The organism is Nostoc sp. WHI (assembly GCF_015714725.1).
Lineage (GTDB): Bacteria > Cyanobacteriota > Cyanobacteriia > Cyanobacteriales > Nostocaceae > Nostoc.
Window position 1 is genome coordinate 16,517 of record NZ_WBKM01000271.1, and the last position, 19,541, is coordinate 36,057.

Sequence of the window (19,541 nt, forward strand, 5' to 3'; positions counted from 1 at the left end):
AGAAATTACTGATGGAGTATCATAGTCAGTAATCGCAGTGCAGTAAATAAATATACTGCACTGTCACTGTGTTTATCTATGATGTTTTTTACTGTGTGGTGGGGTGCTTTTTGATAATTGTTTGCTAAGAGATAATTCCGACGAAGAATTGCTAGATATTAATGATGAAGTAGCTATTTTATACGTTGCAAAACAGCAAGGAATAGCGACTAAAAAGATTAATGTAGCCTGACCAATTATTTGCCACGAGTTGAAAGTCAGTTGAGACTGAACTCGCCTAAAGAAAACAGACTCTAACTTTTGCTGAGTCGTGCGATTTTTCAAGTACTCTAAAACTTGCAGACATTCAGATATGTCCTCGCCTTTGTGGACTTTTTGGCACAGCAGAATTTCTAAACGTTCAATGCGACGTTCTGGAGTAGATAAATTAATATCGTCCCAATCATCCCAAAGTTTAATTTCCTTTAGTTCGTTCATAACTTCATCCCATTATCATTTAGTTGCGTTTTTATCAAAAGCTAGGGGAGAACTTAAGAGGTTGTTTAAAAAGTGTTTCGCTGTGAATTTAGGCACTTTTAGATCCCCCCTATTCCCCCTAAAAAATGGGAAAACGGAATCAAAGTCCCCCTTTATTAGGGAAATATAGGGGAATCTAAAACTATATTTGATACCGACAAGAGGAATTTTCAAACATCCTCTAAAGACAGTTTATTTTTCGCCAAAACTTTATTACTTGCGCCGTTTAGGTTTATTCTTATTGCGCTCATACTCGGCAATAATATCCTTAGTCTGCTGTGGAAGAATCACACTTTTATTGTTGAATCGCATTTGGTATACCAGATAACAGAGACTTTTGGGATCAGGGCAAGAAAGATTTGTTGGTAGATTAATGATTGATACTCCTGCAAAAGTCGCAGAAGCTAACATGGCAGAGATAAAAAAGAAAATCCCAGAGCGACCAGAACCGACCCAACCACCGAGCCAAAAAACAAACCCCTTGAATTGTTCAAACTGCTTGTGACGAAGCTTTTGACGTTCTAGTTGTGCTTCGTTCCAAGCTTGCAACTTTTCCAGTTTGTGAGCAGCGAGTCGGGTGGCTTTGGCATCAGAGGTTTTTACTGCCTGAATCTCAATAGTTTGTCGTTCCTGTTCTAGTCGGAAGTCAAACCATTCTCTGAGTTCGGTGGCAAACTGTTCAAGAGCTGCTGTGGCATCAGGGTTTGCACCTTCGAGGGAAATTGGACTTGAGACTTTCCCACTGCACGAGCCTTAATCATTTCCAGCAACTTTCGCCAATTCTGCTGAGATGATTCTGAGGCTAACTCTTGTGCTAAATATTTGAGATAAAGTGCGGGGGCAACAGCTGCGTGTTTTTCAGCTTTATCTCGGAGCATTTCACCAAAAAGCTGATCACCTCCATCTTGTATTAGTAGTTCGGTTTCTTCAATGGTTAATTGAATATCTAGATCATCCGACTCACTTATCCCAAAGTGTGCTGCAATCTCTCGTTCTGTTTTTCCTTGTTTTAAAAGGTCACAGGCTTCGAGAAAACGCCTCAATTCCTCTGAAGTATATTCCTCTTGTTCTTTTAGTCCACAAGAAGCGAGAATCCCTAAAGCTTTGCTGAGTGTGAGTTGAAAGCCTTCCTCACGAGCTGTAGATAGGAATTCCGAAATGTCTAGAGATTGTGAATTGGTAGATTTTTTCGACTTTTTTTGTTTGGAAGTGCTAGCTTTTTGGCTATTATCGCTATCAGTAGTCGTCTGAGTTGTTTCTGCTACAACAGGCGGCAATAAATTCATTATCTCAGAGTCAGTCTTGCCTTGTTCAATTAAAGAGCGACATTCACGAAAACGGTCTGCATCGTCTTCGGTATACAATTCCTTTTCAGATATACCGCTTAAATGCAAAGTTCGGTTAACTTCTTCTGGTGCGAGGTTGTTAAAAAGTTCTTGTGGTTGATACATAATCATGGACTCCTATCTAAAAAGGATTTAACCAGTCAGTTCCCGACTCCGATTCTTCTAGTAGATGAGTTCTGGCTATTTGTAATGGTTCTTTGGCTGAAGTCCTGGATATTGGTAATGGTTCTGATTGTATTAGTTGTAGTGGCTGTGATTGATTAGAGGCTACTGCAATCATCGGCGTTCCTTGAGACGGGATTTCTCCCAGCAGTCCCATCAGATATTGCTGGTGTAGTTGAAGGCGGTAAAGACAACCACGAACGTGTTGCTCTAAATCCACAGATTGATCCATAGCTTGATAAGCTAAAGGCAACCAATAACTGCTAATGGCAATCATCGCCATATCCCTAGCAGGATAAAGAGTGTCCCTGGAGTTTAGATACTTAATTACCACGGCTTCGGAACTATCAGCCTTAACTCTACTTCGTAAGCGAAACTCAACATCTGAAAGCATTTCATTATTCCTTTAATTAAGAAGCACGATGAGTTGAAATGGATGACGTAGCGTGTTGGTAACGAAACAATCCATATACATCAGTGAAACGCAAGCACAAGGCATCTTTTTTAATCGGCAGGTTAAAAGCCAAACGCACATCCTCTGATAATTCTGCTGCCCATGAAATGTCGGTATGAGTAAACAAATTTTTCAACTCCGAGCCTAAATATTCCGACGTTCCACCACCAATAATGACTTGCTCAATATGGGCAGGAATATTAATTTTGAGCCAAGTGGATACCCTTTCCCAGTATTCTTTACGAGATAAGTCAGCCACTTCAATAATTTGTGCTATCTCCTCAACCTTAAAATCAGACTTCTTGCTCCGAGCCAAAGGTTTGCAGTATCTCGGTTTCAATGTCGGGCCTGATAGATGAACAGCCTTTAACAGATCATGTAAGTTTTGCCCTGATGTTCGGCTTTTGATTCTCTCCAGCATCCACGCCAAGCCCAATCCTTCCGTTTTTCCAGTTGAGATACCACGCTCAAAGATTACGGCTGATATATCCCGAAAACCCAGCATCACCACAGCAATGTTCATTTTATTAAAATCTGTGCCAAGTTTTTTACTTCGTGTTAATATCAGTCCCCCACCTTCGGGCAAGCACTGAAAGTTAATTAGATTTATACAAAATTGTTTCCCTCGAAAGCTAAAGCTAGACAGTGCCTTAGTTAAACCCCTCTCCAATCTCTCTCTATCTTCCCACTCCCCATAAGGCAATAGCAGTCCCAAGGATAAATCAAAGTTTGCCTTCAACCCTTCTCTAATCGCTATTGCCCCCACTGCTGCCAAAGTTTTTGGAATCGCGTTCTCATACTTGAGTTCTAAAAAATTGATTCGCGCTTCAAAATACTTTTGTGCCAAAAAGCCAACCGCATAATATTCTTCGTTGTACTCTATCCATGCTTCATTCTCTGGATTGGGCCGATTCATTTGCCCAGACTCATATAAATCCAGTGAGTCTTTGGAAATCTTAATCAACTCTGGCTCCATACACAGCAATTCTGACTTGTACGAAATCTCCGAGAGAACACGATAAACCATCTTCGTCATTGAAGTTCCCGGATCAAGGCTCAACATTAAATCCACAAGAAAATTTCTCCCTGTTTTTGACCTTTTTTTGTCTATCTAATTGATAATTACTCTCAAGATAAACCGCTCAGACCGTGATTATTGATACATTTATCAAGAAATATTACAGTTTTGGCACTACTTTTTGACTTTTCATGAATTCGTGCATCTGATAGAAAATCTCCACAAAATCTCCAAATTCCCAATGTTCACCAACTACATTCAATATCTACCAATATCTCAACAACATCTCCCAAATCGCCAATTCATTTCTTACCTTTTCAACTATTAAACATCATCCAGTCACCAAATTCTCATTAGCTTAATATTTTCCAACAATTCCTAGTACTTCCCAAGACTTCCTAGTACTTCCCAACACTTCCCAATTTTCTCAAGGATTCTCCCAATTATCTAGTAATTAGCTTAAATAACCACAAGCCCTGAAATCCATCTTTTGTTGACGCACAGTACGCCATATTTGGCGGAAAGAATGCTCTAGTTTTTTGCTATATTAAATATCAATTACCTGTTGGAGAAAAAACTAAAAATACAAGAATCGTGAAAATATTTTCACTCGTCATCAAGCGTGGCTGCATTTGATGATGGGGATTCACAATCACATTTAATAGTTATTTAAAGGGTGATTATCTTGCCAACAGAGAAAATAATCAGAATTTCTGTCAGTGGAATAGAAGGAGTATTAAGTTATGTTTTGTCCAGAGTTGGGGTGAGCCATGCTAACAGCGGCTAACGTCTCCTCAGAGATGGCGGTGAACTACTTCATCAAGAATTACTATCACCTTGGTAAGTCGCTTTGGAGTGGTCAAGGTGCTGAAAAATTGGGTTTGTCAGGGGCAGTCGATGACGAAGAAGCTTTTAAAAATATCATTGAGGGGCGATCGCCTGATGGTCGTGAGGTATTGAATGCCAGAGTAGTCAAAGAAAAGGGGAAAGGAGAACGCAGAGCCGCATTAGACTGTACATTTTCTGCGCCCAAAAGTGTAAGCTTGATGGCCTTGATTGGTGGGGATACTCGTTTAATCGATGCTCACCATCAGGCATTGAAAGAAGTCCTGCAACTGATAGAGCAGAGGTACGCCTACACCAGAGTGACAGATGACAACAAGAGACATAGAGTTCAGACTGGTAACTTGGTCGTCGCTCAGTTTGACCATATCGAGAGTCGGGACTTAGATCCACATCTGCACACACACTGTTTGCTGATGAATATGACGCAAACAAGAGATGGTAGATGGTTAAGCCTGGGCAATAATGAAATATTTGCCAATAAGAAATTCTTGGGAATGGCATATCAAAGTTATCTGGCGCGTGAAGTCCAGAAACTAGGGTATGAAGTGGAGCCGCGTAAACATGGGCAGTTTGATATCAAAGGCTTTTTGGAGAAAGATTTAGAAACGTTTTCTAAGCGACGACAACAAATCATCGCTTCATCTGGGGTTAATTCTACTTGGGCAGAACGTGAGAAAATCTGGGACGATACCCGCCAGCGTAAGCAAAAACTACCAGAATCAGAGTTACTTGCATTCTGGAAAGAAGAAGCTGCGGCGTTAGGGATTAGGTTTGTTAAGCCTTCTCTTACAAGGCAGGATATACCAGCCCATGATTTGAGTTTGGCAGAGGTTTTGGATTTAGCGATCGCTCACTGCTCAGAAAGGAATGTAGCATTTACCCAGGAAGACTTAGAAAAATTCGTCCTAGAAGAACGTTTAGCCACTGATGTAACAGCCATTGAGCCATTGATAAAATCCCACCAGGAGTTAATCGGCTTGCCGGGTTTAACTCATCAATTTACAACGATGACAGCAGTGCGGCGGGAGTTGGCGACAATAGAGTTAATGCAGCTAAGACTTGGCAACGTTAACCCAATTTCGCACCCGGAAGTAGTTGAAAGCCTTTTGGAGAATACGTTACTGAACAAAGGGCAACGGGAAGCAGTAGAATTAGCTGCAACAACATCTGACCAATTCATTGCATGGCAGGGGGTAGCTGGTGCTGGTAAGACTTTTGCCCTCAAGGAATTAAAAGCGATCGCTATGGATGCCGGATACACTATTAAAGGCTTTGCCCCTAGTTCTTCTGCTGCTAAGGTTTTGAGCGAAGAGTTAGAAATTCCGTCTGAGACAGTGGCTAGATTACTTGTCACTGAACCACAAGAAATTGAACCAAATCAAATCTGGATTGTGGACGAAGCCGGGCTACTCAGTGCTAAAGATGCCCATTCACTCCTACAACGGGCAACCTTACTTCAAGCTAGGGTGATTTTAGTAGGTGACACTCGGCAGTTATCAGCAGTATCGGCAGGCAATCCCTTCAAATCCTTGCAACAGGCAGGAATCAAAACCGCACACCTCAATGAATCGTTGCGCCAAAAAGACCCTCAACTGAAGCTGGCAGTAGATTTAATCGCTGATGGCAGGATTGAAGCGGGTTTTGAACATCTACTGGCAATCGGCTCTATAAAAACTGTTTCTTCAGAGTCAAAAGTAGAACAAATCGCCAATGATTATACAGTAGGGACACCAGAGCAGCGACTCAAAACCCTTGTGTTAGCTGGAACGAATACAGAAAGACTTGCCCTTACCCAAGCTATTCGAGACAAGCTAAAAAATGAAGGGAGTTTGGGAGAAACAGCGACTATCAGCCAGTTACAAACCAAAAATCTGACAAAAGTACAGATGCGGTTTGCCCATAACTTTGAAATTGGTGATGTAATAATGCCGACACGAGACTACAAACGTCGGGGGTTGGAGAAAGGGAAACTGTATGAAGTGGTAGATCGAACTACTGACAGGTTGACTCTCAAGGGCGATGATGGTGGAGTAATGGATGTAGACACAGCTTTTGAGAAGGCAGTTTACCAAAGAAACCAGATTGAAATAGCTGTGGGCGATCGCTTGCAATGGAAGAAAAACGACCGGCAATTGGGACGACGTAACGGACAGGAATTTACTGTCACAGGGATCGACCTGAACATAGTCCACATTAAATATGCTGATGAGCGTACTGAATGCATTAGTTTGGCACAGGCGCAAAACTTAGACTATGCCCTTGTGAGTACAACATATAGTAGCCAGGGGAAAACTGCGGATCGGGTGTTAATTTCGGCAGATTTTACTATTGGACAGGAAAGTTTTTATGTTGCTGCCAGCCGTGCAAGGCATGAATTAAAGATTTACACCGAAGATCCAACGCGGTTGCTCTGGTTAGCGCAACAGTCGAAAGCCAAAGATAATGCCTTGGAATTGCTACGAAAACAAGTTCAGAAATCGACTTTCAAGCAGCACCAAGCAATAACTATAGATATAAGTGCCCCTTTTGAGAAGACAGTACTAAAACAAGAGACGACAGTATCTACTTCAATTGTCCAGCCAATTGTGAAATCAGTCGCATCTAGCCGGACAACAAGCGATGATTCATCAACAAAAGTACCGAAAGTCTTGCCCGTCTTGAAAGAGACACCAAATTATAATACTGTTGAATCAGTTTTCTCCAAGCCAGTACTGAAATCTCCTGCCCCAACAGAAGCATTTTGGACACCACATCATACTGAAGACATTCCCAATTTTCTTGAACCAAAGCACTGGCAAGAGTTTGAAGATAGCGCTATCCATCCTGATATTGCGGCAAAAAACTTTGAAAGTCTTCAATTCAACTATGCAGGTGGTGAGCATGAGTCTTGGGAAAGACTCATGGTTAGTGAAAAACTTAATCGTACAAATACCGGGAGGTTAACGGAGGGATTAATCAGAGCATATTCTCATCTTGATGCTGGAGGATGGTGGTGTGATGCTGGAGTTGATGCGCGTTCATTCGCTGATTTAACCCCAGGTGATAAACCAACTCTTAAACGATGGGGATGCTACAAGCCAAATCAACCAAGACCCAAAAAGGATGAGAATAATCAAATAATTGAAGGGAAATTCATTAAATATGAGCATCCCCCAAAAGTTGAATTAAGTATCTTCTTGCTAGATGTCCCTGACGATATTGCCGAACGCATTTACTCCAAACACAAGGTGAACCCCAGTGATAGCGATCGCCAGTCAGGATTTTGGTACTGTGTATGGAAACATAATATCCCGTGTGCTCTAGCAGAAGGAGCTAAAAAAGCAGCTAGTCTGTTGAGTCAGGGTCATGCTGCCATTGGTCTACCTGGGATTTCGGCGGGATACCGAACTCCCAAAGATGAGTTTGGCAAAAAAATCGGTAAGTCCTATCTTCATGAAGAGTTAGCCGTTTTCGCCACACCTAATAGAGTTTTCAAGTTCTGCTTTGACTACGAAACCAAGCCCGAAACGAAGCTCCATATCGAACGAGATATTTCAGTGACTGGAAGATTGTTACAAGAAGCTGGAGCAAGAGTAAAAGTTGTCAGCTTGCCAGGGCCTTCTAAAGGTGTTGATGATTTCATAGTCGCAAGTGGGCCACTAGCTTACGAGAAATTGAGCCATGAAGCAAAGCGTTTAAGAGACTGGCAACAGCAGAATCAACGCTTCTTGAATGCGGCTTTTCCATCACCGCCTCATCTGACACCAGAACAACGTTCTATACAACTTGAGGGAACAGGCAACAGGGAACGGGCAACAGGGAATGACAAATTGGATCTCTTACCAACACACAGGGAAGAGGAAATAGAAAAAACTGTTGCCTGTTCCCCATTGCCTGTTCCCTATCTTTTACAAAATAAACCACAGGTACAAACCCATGACTTTAACCAACGACAACAACCCAACACAGATACAGTTCCTAACCGAGAAGATAGAGCAATTGACCCAGAAAATCGAGCAGTTACAAACCAACAGCCAGCAGATGAGCGAGCTAATCAAGTTATTAGAAACGAGTCAAACCGAGAAACTAACCGAAATGAGTGCGAGTCACGCGAATTTCTTGCAGCAATTAACCGAGATGCTGAACTCGAAAAAGTCTTCGAGCATGGAGACGATATTGCAGGAATTAACCAAAGCTCTACAGATGATGGGCTTCGAGGTCAACGAACAGAGAAACTCTCAAGACAAGTTAACGGACAAAATTCAACAATTTTTAATAGAGAAGCAAATTATGTCCATTCTTCACAACCAGCCACCAGACAACTCTTAAATACAATCTCTGATTATGTTGAGCAATCAGCTATTGAGTCTGCTTTAACCCAAACAGTATTAGGGCTAACAGAACAAATTTCTCAATCTCATCAACAACTTGTCATTGCTAAAAGTACATTCAATGAGTTTGAAACAGCATTGACGGCTGAGTTGCAATCTTATGCAGAAAATAAAGCTATTCTGTCAATCTCTGATTATGTTGAGCAATCAGCTATTGAGTCTGCTTTAACCCAAACAGTATTAGGGTTAACAAAACAACTTTCTCAATCTCATCAACAAGTTGTTGCTGCTAAAAGTACATTCAATGAGTTTGAAACAGCATTGACGGCTGAGTTGCAATCTCATGCAGAAAATAAAGCTATTCTGTCAATCTCTGATTATGTTGAGCAATCAGCTATCGAGTCTGCTTTAAACCAAGCAGTATTAGGATTGACAGAGCAACTTTCTCAATCTCATCAACAACTTGTTGCTACTAAAAGTACATTTAATGACTTTGAAACAGCATTGACGGCTGAGTTGCAATCTCATGTAGAGAAGAGAGCTATTTTGTCCACCTCTAACTCTGTTGAGCAATCAGCTACTGAGTCAACCTTAGCTAAAACATTACTAGCAGAATTAAAGTTGCATCTCAAACAGATAGTTCAGGGTTTAGATATTGAAAGATTGGCAGAAGTAGTTATGGAAGTAGGAAAATATGTCAAAGGTGAAAAGGTAACAGGAGCAAAGGTCAGCGAGTTATTTACGAGTGTTACAACTGATGCCAAAGCTTTGACTTTTGAGCAGGAAATGAACATCGTTAGGCAACTGATTAAAGATGACAAACCATCGATTATGAAAAGATTGGGAATCAACTCGCCATCGCCAGATGACAACGAGAAGCATCTAAGGTTCCGGCGCTAACTTATCAGTTATCAGTGAATAGTGAATAGTGAATAGTGAATAGTGAACAACTAACCCATCAATGAATTGATGGGAATATCAGATATCTGATACCTGATAATTGATAATTGATAATTGTTCACTGTGATTTTACCCCCTGCATGACCAAATTTTGAACCATAACGTGACCAAAAGTTAACGTAATTTCAAGCTTTTGAGCCAATCAACAACTTAACTTTATGAATCAAATTATGTCCGCGTGTTTTAAATGTGAACCATAATACGACTAAAAGTTTTATTTTTAGACTTGGTAAAAAATGCCGAGCAAGACACACTACTTTAGTCGAAAATTTTAAACTTTCGGTCAAAATATGATTCAAAATGTCCATGATATGGTTCAAAAATATGTTTAGTCGAAAATTCAGTGATTAAGCGATCGCCCGATACTTGGTTTTAAAAGCTCTCGATCAAGAACACGTACAAATGAACTATAAAACCCACGTTGCTTCCTGGAATTAAGTTTTGACGTTTTTGGACTCCATTTATAACTTTGAAGTATATGTTGTTCTAGTGCGGAGTGAAGCGTATCGTGTCCGTTTGGTCAAAATATGGTTCAAATCACATTCACTGATAACTGTTCACTGATTTAACTGGTATTGTTATCCCTATTATCTTCAACTGCTTACCTAAAACAAAATTTACCAGTTTCTGACCGCTCACTAAGATTATTTTGTCGGAGCGACGAATCAACTGTTTTGATAACTGTCCAGTTATGCCAGTATGCACGAAGAATCCACCACTAGCTCTTTCACTTTCAATACAGGACAGGAAATCTTTGATGTGTTCTGGGCTAATGTAATCAGCGTAACGCTTAACCTGGATTACATAAAGCTTTCCCAAAATCAACACGCGACCATCTATCCCGCCGTCACCGGTGTACCGAAAGTTGCGTTGAATTTGCCAGCCCTGTTCAAAGCAGCAAGTGAGTACCAATTCCTCAAAAACGTAGGGTGATATCCTACGCAGTGTGGCGATTACTACTGGCAATTTGGCTAATTGAGTTCTGCTACGAAGCTCAAGTAATACTTGACTAGCGTACTCAATATTATTCAAGTGTTTCTTAAGAAGAGGAGAGTTCAATGTGCCTTGTTCAATCCCCTCTCCCCTCTGCCCAATATCCCCTCAAGCTTGTGAGAAATGCGGACTTACCTGTGCATATTTATAAATTGTGATTCTTGTTGAGAATCCTGCTGAATTTGATGATGCATATCAACAACAGATTGAACCTTATCAAGTGCCTGTAACTGTTTCTCTGAAACGTTAGGCGATAAAACTCCATCAGTGAGAACAGCCTCGCCGTTTTTGGCACGAACGATTACATTATCGCCAAGGCGTTCAAAATCAAAATTTGTACTTTTAAAACTCTTGGAACCATCAGGGTTATCTTTGCCCAAGATATTCAGCATTGCTTTGACACTCTGTTCAATTGCTTGACCTTTAACATCCTCAACAGCAGCCCGTAGTTCAGTTCGAGTATTGTCAATAGCTGACTTGACACCCATAAGGCTTTGATCAACCGTGTTTTTAACACTATCTACCTGTGTACGTATCTCTTGAGTTAAGTTACCAACTTGTTGATTGAGTTGATTTCTTACACTGTCAGTCTGATATTTAACTTCATCCTTGAAGCTAGTAATTTGTTCATTAATTTGAGATTTAAGTGAAGTAATTTCCTTTCTGACCTTCGTTACTTCGGGTGTCAGCACATCTTTAATCCGCTCAAAAACATTCTTGGCAGTTTGTTTTACCTTGTTCTCAACCGTACCCACCCAATTTTGAAGAACCGTATTTTGAACTTGTGGTAAAAACCGTTCATTTACCTGTGACAATGCTTTTTGGGTGTTTTCAATCAACTGCTGCTGCTTCTCCAAGGATTTACTCATTTCGGCAACTTGAGCAGCTAGTTGTGATAAAGATTCGGGTGAAAGCTGTTCTGATTTGATACTATCTACAAGTTTTTGTTGTTCGCTTAGTTTTTTCTGCAATACTTGCACTTGTTTTCCTAAAGCTTCTACACTATAGATTCGCTCATTACTTACAACTTTATTTTTCTGTGATGCCGGAGCTAAACCTAATTTGTCAGTCAGTACTTCTCCATTTTTAATATGGAATACTTTTTCATTACCAATTTTAATGGAAATCGCCCCTTGAGAATTTTTCGGGTCAGACAGAGCTTTTCTTAAGTTCTCTACTATCGTCGGCGTTAATAAGTTTTTAGAGGGTGATTCTCCTAATGTACCTTGATAAACTTTGCTAGAGCTAGAGTAAATATGAACATCCTTGCTGGGATCTAATCCTTTTTCTTTAGCCTTCGCATGGATGAGTTTGAGGAGAGATTCTAAAATTTCTAGATAATCTCGCTTAATCTCTTTAGCTTCACCATCATCAATCATTATTTTCACCTTTGAGAATTGACTGAATTAACACATCGGGATTAATCGCTACTTCTGGCAAAACTATGCCACCGAGTTTATTAAGAACCTGTCTCCCTTCAACTTCAATGTAAGCAAATTCTCCATCAATCATCACTGTTATGGATGATGTATTTTTTTCAGCATGAGATGGGACATAATCTTTCAGAACACCATTTAACACAAAAATATTGGCATCATCTGCATCGCCACTATAGACTTCAAGGCACTCAGGAAAATAGTTAGCATCAAAAGGCAAGTTATCCCAACTATCAGCAGTGTTTAAAATCTCGCTTGGATATTTATCTGCTAGGGCAGCTATATCAGGAGGGAGTTTAGCAATTTGTTTTCTGTCATAATCAGAGAACGGATAAAACTTACTTGGCGACATGAATTTTCTCCTTCAGATTTTCAGCTTTAATTTGATTCCAGATAATATTTACTTAAATCAGACTTGCATATTCTGATAATTGCTCTTGGTTTTCTATTAAAGGTAACAATTTTATCGCGGAGGCTCGGCGAATTTTCATTTCTTCATCTGCTGGAGTTAAGAGAGTAGACTTTTTAGATAAGAACTTTTGAAACTCGTACCAAGCTTTCACACTGTCAGCTTCAGATTGGATTTCATGCTGAGGAATCTTAATTGATTCCAAGATTGGCAAACTTATTTGACCACGAGAACCAAAACCTGGACTAATAATTACTGCTTTTCCCGATGGTAAGGTGTTAAATTGATTGACATCAAATAACTTGCGAGTACTGTTTTGGTCAGAATTAGAAATACTTGCACCACCCTTGCCTCCTGATGAGCGAGAACGTTGCTTGTATTTAATTTCCTCTTCACCTAAAAACTTACTAAATCGTTCGGCGGCTACATCATCTTGGGGGTTAAAGAATGCTTTAGTAGCACAACCACCAAATATTGCATTAGTTGTGTTTTCTCCATAAGCTTCAATCAGCATTGAGAGATTTTGTAACCCTAATATTGAAATTAGCCCATCTTCCCGATTCTGATTCAGCCAATCAACCAGTGCTGGTAAATAAAGAGTAGGTAATTCGTCAATCCCCAATACCAAAGGACAAGTACGTTTGTTAGCCACATTCCGGCTAACTAATAGATGCAGAATCGAGACTAGCAAAGGTGCAATTACATCACGCTTCTCTTTGTTCATCCCGAAAATCACCATCTGCCGCCCCTTCAAATCCAGTGGAATGTTGGTCTGACCACAGAAGGCAGCCAGGGCGGAAGGAACCATAAAGCGGCTAAACAATCCGCTAGCTGTGCCCACAATACTGGCGGCTGTTTCAGGGGAACCCGCAACAGAGACAAACTGAGCAAAAGCCTCTCTAACCATGAAGTTTAGTTCGGCGGCTTGCTCAATGCGCTTAACTAACTTTGGCAACCCCAGAATTGCTTGGCACATCATAATATCTGGGTACTCTGTGCCTTTTGCCAGCATAAACACGGCTTGCACTAGCTGATCTCCAGCATTGGTGAAAAAGCTGTTACCAGAGTCTTTATCACCAAGTTGGAAATTACGATTAAGGGTGATGGCAAGCTGCCGCGCCATCTCCGAATCCTCGTTGCTACGAAGAAAGTCTATAGGGTTGGCAACCGCGGACTCTGCAAAGCCTGGAGCAAGTACGGTAACTTGATAACCGCGCAAAGCGGCATACCCTGCCAGTATTGGCGCTTGCCCCTTGGCTTGTGCGGTGGCTGATTCTTGCTGTGCGTACTTGAAATCATAAAGGGCGATGGGTAGCCCCTGATCTACTGCCGAACGTATCAAAGGATTAATCATTGAAAATGACTTTCCACTCCCCGGCCCACCACAAACTAGGATGCCTCGTTGCGCTTCTGGAAAGTAAAGGGTTGTTGAATCTTCAGGGATACTCGTTTTCCTGATTCCATTGACAATCTCGCTCGTTGTATTCTTGGGAGTTCCCACATACAGCGATACTCGGTTATGCAAGCGTTGCTGGATTTGTTTACACGCCAACTTCCGAGCCGCTGTTTTCTCTGTTATCCCGCCCCAGCGCGCGGTCGCTAGCTTGGCTTTCCCTCCCCTACTATCGATGATTTTGGCGATTACAATCACCGCGCCACAGGCGAGTACCCCTAAACCTGCGGGGGAAAACAGCGCTGATTCAAGTCCTGGGGGAATAAATTGATTTGGGCTAACAATAGTGTTTGCGGTTTTGGTCATCGTCCTGTCCCTACGATAACCAAATCATTCTCGCTCACGGGCAGCCAGGGTATCGGCCCAATGAAGTAAGGAGTGCAAGTTTTCTGCTGGAATGGCGGTCGCGCACAGATCCTAAAGAATAAGCCAAAGTCGGCAGTCCCCTTGGATTCATTAACTCCAGTTAGCGCCACTTTGAACCCACTACCATACACTAGCCGCCCTGTGGGTTCCTTACCCCCATTAACGGCGGCAAGAATTCCATAACCCCCCTTAACTTGCTGAGATGAGCCAGATGCCCAGCGCTTGCCATACAAACTACCTTCAGAACCGGCAAAATCCCCCATTTCTAAGTATGAGCATTCAATGCCTGGAGGACAGGCTACTGTCACAGTGCGATCGCCTCTGACAACGCTGCCAGACACAAAGTAATCATTAAGAGTCCTTGCGTCGCCTTTCTCTGCCGTACCAAGTACAACGGATGCGATACCCACAACACCAATGCCAGAGCTAATAGGCTGAGGCATTTTATCAAAGGGAACTTGACTTAATTTAGGAATTTGATTGACATAGGCTTGCTGCCATGATTTAAATTTCCCTAATTGAGTTTTGTCTAACCCAGGAATTGAATCAAGCGAATATTTGCTTAGGTCAATCTTATCTAGTGTCAGGTTTGCGGCTTGAGGATTTGAGGCTATGGCTTGAGAAATAGTGCCATAGCCCAGTCCAGCAAAATTCTTAGAAAATAGAGCCGCTAATGGGGGAACTTCTGATAGGCTCAAATTGCCTAATTCAGGCATCGCCTTAACTAACGTTTTAGGCGTTTGCCATTGCATTAGCCCAAACTCTTTGAGGGTGGGTTTGGTAGTTGTGGTTGTAGTGGTCAAAGCCACCGCGCCAATAGTCTTCAGGCTCAAGGCAGACATTTTAAAAGCATCATCCGCGTCGCCAAGCATAACAACAGAGTCTACTTTTTGTCCTGCCGTCCACGAGCGCGAGGGGTCGTAGCCAAAAGTCGAAATCAGATTTTTAGGGATTACTAGGAATCCTGGCTGCTGAACGGGCGGCAAAGTATCCCATGTGATTTTTGACCAGTCGGGGGCTGCCGTCTTATATTTGCCCTGCGAATAATTAATTGTTGGGGTTGCTTGAGTAGTTGTCGGTGTCTGTGCGATTGAGGCGGAAAGTGGAAGTAGTGAAGCGATCGCAGTCAGTAGAAAGAGTTTAGATTTCATGATTTTTTTAAGTAATTGGTCGCTTGCATTTATCTAATTCTTTGCGAATAAACTTAACAAAATTACTCACAATCGCCCCCATTCAAGTAATTGATTAAAAGTGTTTTTATCGACCTGAGAAAGTGAAATCGCCTCCTCTTTAGTTTTGCCGCGCCGTAATAGCTTGATAGCATCTTGCACCTTGTTCCATGTGGTAGATCCGGGCTTAACTTGGCCTTTCCGCCCCGCTTCTGCCAGACCAAAAGCAAGAGCGTTAGCATCGTTCCTTTGAATCGCGCCGTTTAGCGTCGTCCCAGGATTGGGGCGTAAAACGGCAACAGACTGAGACGGGGGGACTGTTATTGTTTGTGGTGGCGAGGGCTGCTGGACTTGCGGCTTTTGAACTGTTAGCGGTTGCGGCGATCGCGGACGGGTAATTGGCAACGGGCGATCCGACTCAGATTTAACTACCAAGCTTGTATAGGCTGGGTTGCCCGTAGCAGGGACTATCTTAAATTGATATTGTTTTTCATTGGTAAGTACTGTAATTTGAGTGCTTCCATTGCTGCTAGAGGTAACAGGAAAGTTGATCGGGTTAATCTGGCGAAGAAAAATTACGGTTGCTTTACCTCCTGTGCAGTCAGAATCGTTGCTCTGCTTTTGGCATAAACCACCGTTTGATGTAAAGGCAAAACGACTTGGATCGCCGATCCAAACTTGCTTGATAGTTTCCCCGGTAGGAATCAAATTAATAGTTAGTCCGTAACCTTTCCAAACCTTTAATTCAATAGCGTTGGAGTTGGCATCATTCTCATAAACCGTTCGGATGGGCATTGCCGACACGCTTGAGGTAGTAGTTATTAAAAGGGTTGTAACAATAGCGAGTTTATTTAACATTTTTCCTAGTGACTAGAGCGATATTGTTTGATTAACGAATATTTGCACTGGTTTGCCAACGTCGATCACAAATACTTCTTCTCTACCGCTTAACTGTTGAGAACGGGCGACATTTGAACTTTTGATATTATCGAGAACGCTATTAAATGCACCCTCTCCAAAAGCGGCGGATAAATCTTTTTGCTCGTTGGTAGTGGAGCTAGTAGAGAAGCCATTAGAGTTCGTACTAACTTGAGTTACAGGGCGATTCTGTACCTCCGTAGCCTTCGCAACTCCCGCGATGATCGCAGAAATGAAATTGTTACCCAGGTTGCTACCTCTGCGAGACTCTGCTTTTAAGAAACCACCATCCTTGGCCATTATCAGAACGGCATTTTCTGGGAGTTGCTTTTCTTGCGTATCGCCATTAGAGTTGACCAACACTGAAACACCGCGCAGCTTGGCAAAGCCAGCACCATTGGACTCTGCTAGTTGAACAACCAGATAAGCGCCCACAGGTATCACATCGCTACCATCTGAGGCTTTTAAGGGTTTTGTTAGTTTCACCAAGTAGTTCTGGTTGCCAGCGTCACCAATGCCCCAGGCGATCGGCGTTTCTAGCCTACCCTCTGCGGTGCTACCAACGAGTACGCGAAGAGCGTTGTAATTAATGGTTGTGTTCTGGGTGACTTGCGTAGCTTTTTCTGTCCCTCCTTCTATTCCATTTGTCTTAGTAGGTTCTTCACTTTCTGGCTCCTCGGCTGAACTGCTGAAACTGCCAGCATTGGCAGCAAGAAGCCATTGCTGTGTGGGGTCAACATGAGCGGCGTAGCTTGCAGCCGTTGGCATCGCTTGGGGGCGCGGCTGAGGAGATTGTCTGATTGGCTGGGCAATTTGGGGCTGAGGCTGAGGTTGCAATACTCTAGCTGTGGCAAAGGTTCTAGGCGCTGGATGGCTAGTAACGGAATAAGGCTGTTGTCCGCGCTGCACTGGTTGCAGGGGAGGGGTAACAGGCGCTACAGCTACTGGGGTTGGGCTAGAGGTAGGCGTTGGGCTTGGCTTCTGATCACGAATCTTTTTAAATTCGTAGTTTTGGCTAGTCAGGGCAAGTGCTGTTTTATCTTTGCCCGTCTCATTTTCTGGCTCTGCTATGGGCGTTTGCGCTTCTGTGGGCGGTTGCACTTTGTCGCTCTCAAACTTCAGCATATTCATTGAGTTCCCGATTAAAGCCCCAATGATTATTACAAAGAGAGAGCAAATTAGGGCAACAACGCCCATTTTCAAGAGTGGAGATTGCGAGACTGTTCGAGCAGTAACAATTTCTTCTGGGGCGGGGTTTTCTTCAGGTTGAATTGAATCATTGATTTTATAAGTTTTAGCGCCGTTCATGGCGGCAAAATCTTTCTCTTTTATCTCAATACTCGCCGATGGTAAAGCTTCTTGCTGCTTCTGGCTCATAAATCTAAATCCTGGATTTTGTAAATTTCTAACCCAGCTTTGCGCTCTCGTGTGGCTGTTTCTTGAACATCGGACGAAAATCTAGGAATGGCAGCCGTATCGATCGCCCTGACAAATACAGTTTTGTTAAAGGGGATAGGCTTGCCGACTAAATTGCTGCCTTGAAAAACAACGACCTCGGCTACCATATCCACTTTCCAACGCCCATCCTTAATAGGAGTAGGCTGACTAAGGAGACTGACTTTTAGGATTGATTGGGTAGACCCATTAAAGACATCAGGCGGCGTAAGATTACCTATCTCCTCAAGGAATGGGGCGCGAAAATCTTCTGACAACGCAAAGCCTGAAGCCCATGCGCTAGTAGTAATCTTGGCTTTTGATGTCGATATTCCAGTATCTAGTTTTAATTGCTTAGTGGGGTCTGGATTGTAGTCATTGGTCGCTTTTGGGAGAGCATTCCAACTCAAAAGCCCGGTCATTGTTTGCCCGACAAAACGTGTAATAGCTTGCGGCGATCGCTCCAAGCTGCCTATAGGAATAACTCTGATAGATTCCCCGTCAGACAATTCTACAAGAGTCGAGGCTTTCGATTTAGAAATTGTTCCTATTCGAGCAAAATTGACAATCTCTATTAATAAAATAACTGCCAATAAAACAGCATTTACTATTAAAAAGATTGGGGTAAAATTTAGTTCTTTTCTCTCTAATAATTTCATCTCCGTAACCCCACCGAGAATTTGACCCCACTAGTGAAAGCTGAGAATACAGCCATTCCGCCACCAGTGCCTATGGCGACCGCGAGTAACGGCGAAAAAATGGCTTGTAAAAGTTGCAATAGCAAAGGATTGCTGGAAGGTTTGGACACTATTGCGCTGGCAATAATGCCTACAGTTATGGAGTACGAAATGAGAACCAATGTTAGTCCTAGCCAGCCTGCAAGCCAAGCATAGATAGGCTTGCTTTGGAAGGGCAGCAAAGATAGAACTAGGAAGATTGGGGCAGCGAATGCAATCATTAAGAATGACAGTTGGACGATGTATTGAAAAGCTACTGATAGTCCACTGAGAATGACATAAACAAAACCTTGGATTGCGCTGTTAATTAGTTCGCCGCTTAGGTCTAAGGGATTCCAACTTCCTCCTCCAGAACCTGCGCCAGTCTTTTCTCTAGCTTTCTGTGCGTCTTTTCGTGTATTCTCCACAGCCTGTTTGATACAAGCTTGTTTCTGGCTCAATTCTTCACCTTCCTTCTTTTCGTTGTTGAGCTTTTCGCACTTCGCTAAGGCTATCTGCGCGGCTAAAACAAAGCTTTGATCGGCGTTTACATTCCGTATCGCATCTCTCAGGTTTACGCCATTTCTCGTAATACTTAAAATACTCCTATTTAGTCCAGTCGATACGTTTTTTAAGGCGACTGTTGTATTTGCCAAAAGGAACCCATTATTACTAAGCATTGCAATTACTAGCAAGGGTAAAATCATCTCGGCTATGAAATCAAACCCAAATCCTTCCTCTGCATACTTCCTATACCAGCCGAATGAAGCAAAGCCAATCATCACAACAGCAGCGAGCGTAGAAACGGCGACAATAGCCGTATAAATTGGGCTTGTTCCAGATGCTAACTCTAGCCAATCATTCTCAAACGATTTATAGATTAGGTCTGCACCTTCGATAGCGCCTTCGACTATTTCGCCTGAGTTCGTAGTCCCCGTATTTTCCCCAGCTTGCTGCCCTGTCGTTTGAGCAAAAATAATAGTTAAGAGCGCTATCATCTCAGTTACCGTAACGTTATGTTGACCTTTTTTTTAT

The 19,541-nt window shown here is 42.3% G+C and carries 15 protein-coding genes; 1 reads left to right on the plus strand and 14 read right to left on the minus strand.

Going from position 1 to position 19,541, the window contains the following annotated elements:
* Nucleotides 1–72: 72 nt before the first annotated feature.
* The 5 genes from F8S12_RS27300 to F8S12_RS27320 form a co-directional block, all read right to left on the minus strand.
* A complete protein-coding gene (locus tag F8S12_RS27300) occupies nucleotides 73–477 on the minus strand; it encodes a hypothetical protein (protein ID WP_196519422.1) in 405 nt (134 codons plus the stop codon).
* A 252-nt stretch (nucleotides 478–729) separates the two neighbouring features.
* Nucleotides 730–1,065 carry a hypothetical protein gene (locus F8S12_RS27305; RefSeq protein ID WP_230968311.1) on the minus strand — a complete coding sequence of 112 codons (336 nt, stop codon included), beginning with the start codon at nucleotides 1,063–1,065 and terminating at the stop codon, nucleotides 730–732.
* 86 nt (nucleotides 1,066–1,151) lie between these two features.
* Complete coding sequence (locus tag F8S12_RS27310) at nucleotides 1,152–1,967, minus strand: hypothetical protein (RefSeq protein WP_196519423.1); 816 nt, start codon at nucleotides 1,965–1,967, stop codon at nucleotides 1,152–1,154.
* A gap of 16 nt (nucleotides 1,968–1,983) precedes the next feature.
* Nucleotides 1,984–2,418, minus strand: coding sequence for a hypothetical protein (locus tag F8S12_RS27315; protein ID WP_196519424.1), 435 nt, complete (start codon nucleotides 2,416–2,418; stop codon nucleotides 1,984–1,986).
* Between the two features lie 16 nt (nucleotides 2,419–2,434).
* Nucleotides 2,435–3,541, minus strand: a complete 1,107-nt coding sequence (locus F8S12_RS27320) for a ParM/StbA family protein (RefSeq protein ID WP_230968316.1) — start codon at nucleotides 3,539–3,541, stop codon at nucleotides 2,435–2,437.
* Nucleotides 3,542–4,266: 725 nt separating this feature from the next.
* Here F8S12_RS27320 and mobF point away from each other — a divergent pair.
* Nucleotides 4,267–9,552 (plus strand): MobF family relaxase, encoded by a 5,286-nt coding sequence (mobF, locus tag F8S12_RS27325; RefSeq protein ID WP_196519425.1) that lies wholly within the window; start codon nucleotides 4,267–4,269, stop codon nucleotides 9,550–9,552.
* Nucleotides 9,553–10,155: 603 nt separating this feature from the next.
* On the opposite strand, the gene F8S12_RS27330 is transcribed toward mobF, so the two are convergent.
* The 9 genes from F8S12_RS27330 to F8S12_RS27370 form a co-directional block, all read right to left on the minus strand.
* Nucleotides 10,156–10,644, minus strand: coding sequence for a restriction endonuclease (locus F8S12_RS27330; RefSeq protein WP_230968312.1), 489 nt, complete (start codon nucleotides 10,642–10,644; stop codon nucleotides 10,156–10,158).
* Nucleotides 10,645–10,736: 92 nt separating this feature from the next.
* Nucleotides 10,737–11,984 carry a hypothetical protein gene (locus F8S12_RS27335; protein ID WP_196519426.1) on the minus strand — a complete coding sequence of 416 codons (1,248 nt, stop codon included), beginning with the start codon at nucleotides 11,982–11,984 and terminating at the stop codon, nucleotides 10,737–10,739.
* Entirely contained in the window at nucleotides 11,977–12,393 is a 417-nt protein-coding gene (locus F8S12_RS27340) for a hypothetical protein (RefSeq protein WP_193949933.1), read from the minus strand. The genes F8S12_RS27335 and F8S12_RS27340 overlap by 8 nt, the downstream gene beginning before the upstream one ends.
* 52 nt (nucleotides 12,394–12,445) lie before the next feature.
* The gene (locus F8S12_RS27345; RefSeq protein ID WP_196519427.1) at nucleotides 12,446–14,209 is read right to left on the minus strand and encodes a type IV secretory system conjugative DNA transfer family protein; all 1,764 of its coding nucleotides are present in this window, start codon (nucleotides 14,207–14,209) and stop codon (nucleotides 12,446–12,448) included.
* Entirely contained in the window at nucleotides 14,206–15,420 is a 1,215-nt protein-coding gene (locus F8S12_RS27350) for a hypothetical protein (RefSeq protein WP_196519428.1), read from the minus strand. The genes F8S12_RS27345 and F8S12_RS27350 overlap by 4 nt, the downstream gene beginning before the upstream one ends.
* A gap of 66 nt (nucleotides 15,421–15,486) precedes the next feature.
* On the minus strand, nucleotides 15,487–16,296 hold the full coding sequence (locus F8S12_RS27355) for a hypothetical protein (protein WP_196519429.1): 810 nt from the start codon (nucleotides 16,294–16,296) through the stop codon (nucleotides 15,487–15,489).
* 12 nt (nucleotides 16,297–16,308) lie between these two features.
* Complete coding sequence (locus F8S12_RS27360) at nucleotides 16,309–17,733, minus strand: hypothetical protein (RefSeq protein ID WP_196519430.1); 1,425 nt, start codon at nucleotides 17,731–17,733, stop codon at nucleotides 16,309–16,311.
* Nucleotides 17,730–18,449, minus strand: a complete 720-nt coding sequence (locus tag F8S12_RS27365; protein WP_196519431.1) for a hypothetical protein — start codon at nucleotides 18,447–18,449, stop codon at nucleotides 17,730–17,732. Before F8S12_RS27365 ends, F8S12_RS27360 begins: the two co-directional genes overlap by 4 nt.
* Complete coding sequence (locus F8S12_RS27370) at nucleotides 18,446–19,504, minus strand: hypothetical protein (RefSeq protein ID WP_196519432.1); 1,059 nt, start codon at nucleotides 19,502–19,504, stop codon at nucleotides 18,446–18,448. The genes F8S12_RS27365 and F8S12_RS27370 overlap by 4 nt, the downstream gene beginning before the upstream one ends.
* Nucleotides 19,505–19,541: the final 37 nt, after the last annotated feature.

Bases quoted from the DNA above. Each gene is read 5' to 3' on its own strand.
- F8S12_RS27300 (WP_196519422.1), bottom strand. From the start codon at position 477: ATGAACGAACTAAAGGAAATTAAACTTTGGGATGATTGGGACGATATT.
- F8S12_RS27310 (WP_196519423.1), bottom strand. From the start codon at position 1,967: ATGTATCAACCACAAGAACTTTTTAACAACCTCGCACCAGAAGAAGTT.
- F8S12_RS27315 (WP_196519424.1), bottom strand. From the start codon at position 2,418: ATGCTTTCAGATGTTGAGTTTCGCTTACGAAGTAGAGTTAAGGCTGAT.
- F8S12_RS27320 (WP_230968316.1), bottom strand. From the start codon at position 3,541: ATGTTGAGCCTTGATCCGGGAACTTCAATGACGAAGATGGTTTATCGT.
- mobF (WP_196519425.1), top strand. From the start codon at position 4,267: ATGCTAACAGCGGCTAACGTCTCCTCAGAGATGGCGGTGAACTACTTC.
- F8S12_RS27335 (WP_196519426.1), bottom strand. From the start codon at position 11,984: ATGATTGATGATGGTGAAGCTAAAGAGATTAAGCGAGATTATCTAGAA.
- F8S12_RS27340 (WP_193949933.1), bottom strand. From the start codon at position 12,393: ATGTCGCCAAGTAAGTTTTATCCGTTCTCTGATTATGACAGAAAACAA.
- F8S12_RS27345 (WP_196519427.1), bottom strand. From the start codon at position 14,209: ATGACCAAAACCGCAAACACTATTGTTAGCCCAAATCAATTTATTCCC.
- F8S12_RS27350 (WP_196519428.1), bottom strand. From the start codon at position 15,420: ATGAAATCTAAACTCTTTCTACTGACTGCGATCGCTTCACTACTTCCA.
- F8S12_RS27355 (WP_196519429.1), bottom strand. From the start codon at position 16,296: ATGTTAAATAAACTCGCTATTGTTACAACCCTTTTAATAACTACTACC.
- F8S12_RS27360 (WP_196519430.1), bottom strand. From the start codon at position 17,733: ATGAGCCAGAAGCAGCAAGAAGCTTTACCATCGGCGAGTATTGAGATA.
- F8S12_RS27365 (WP_196519431.1), bottom strand. From the start codon at position 18,449: ATGAAATTATTAGAGAGAAAAGAACTAAATTTTACCCCAATCTTTTTA.
- F8S12_RS27370 (WP_196519432.1), bottom strand. From the start codon at position 19,504: ATGATAGCGCTCTTAACTATTATTTTTGCTCAAACGACAGGGCAGCAA.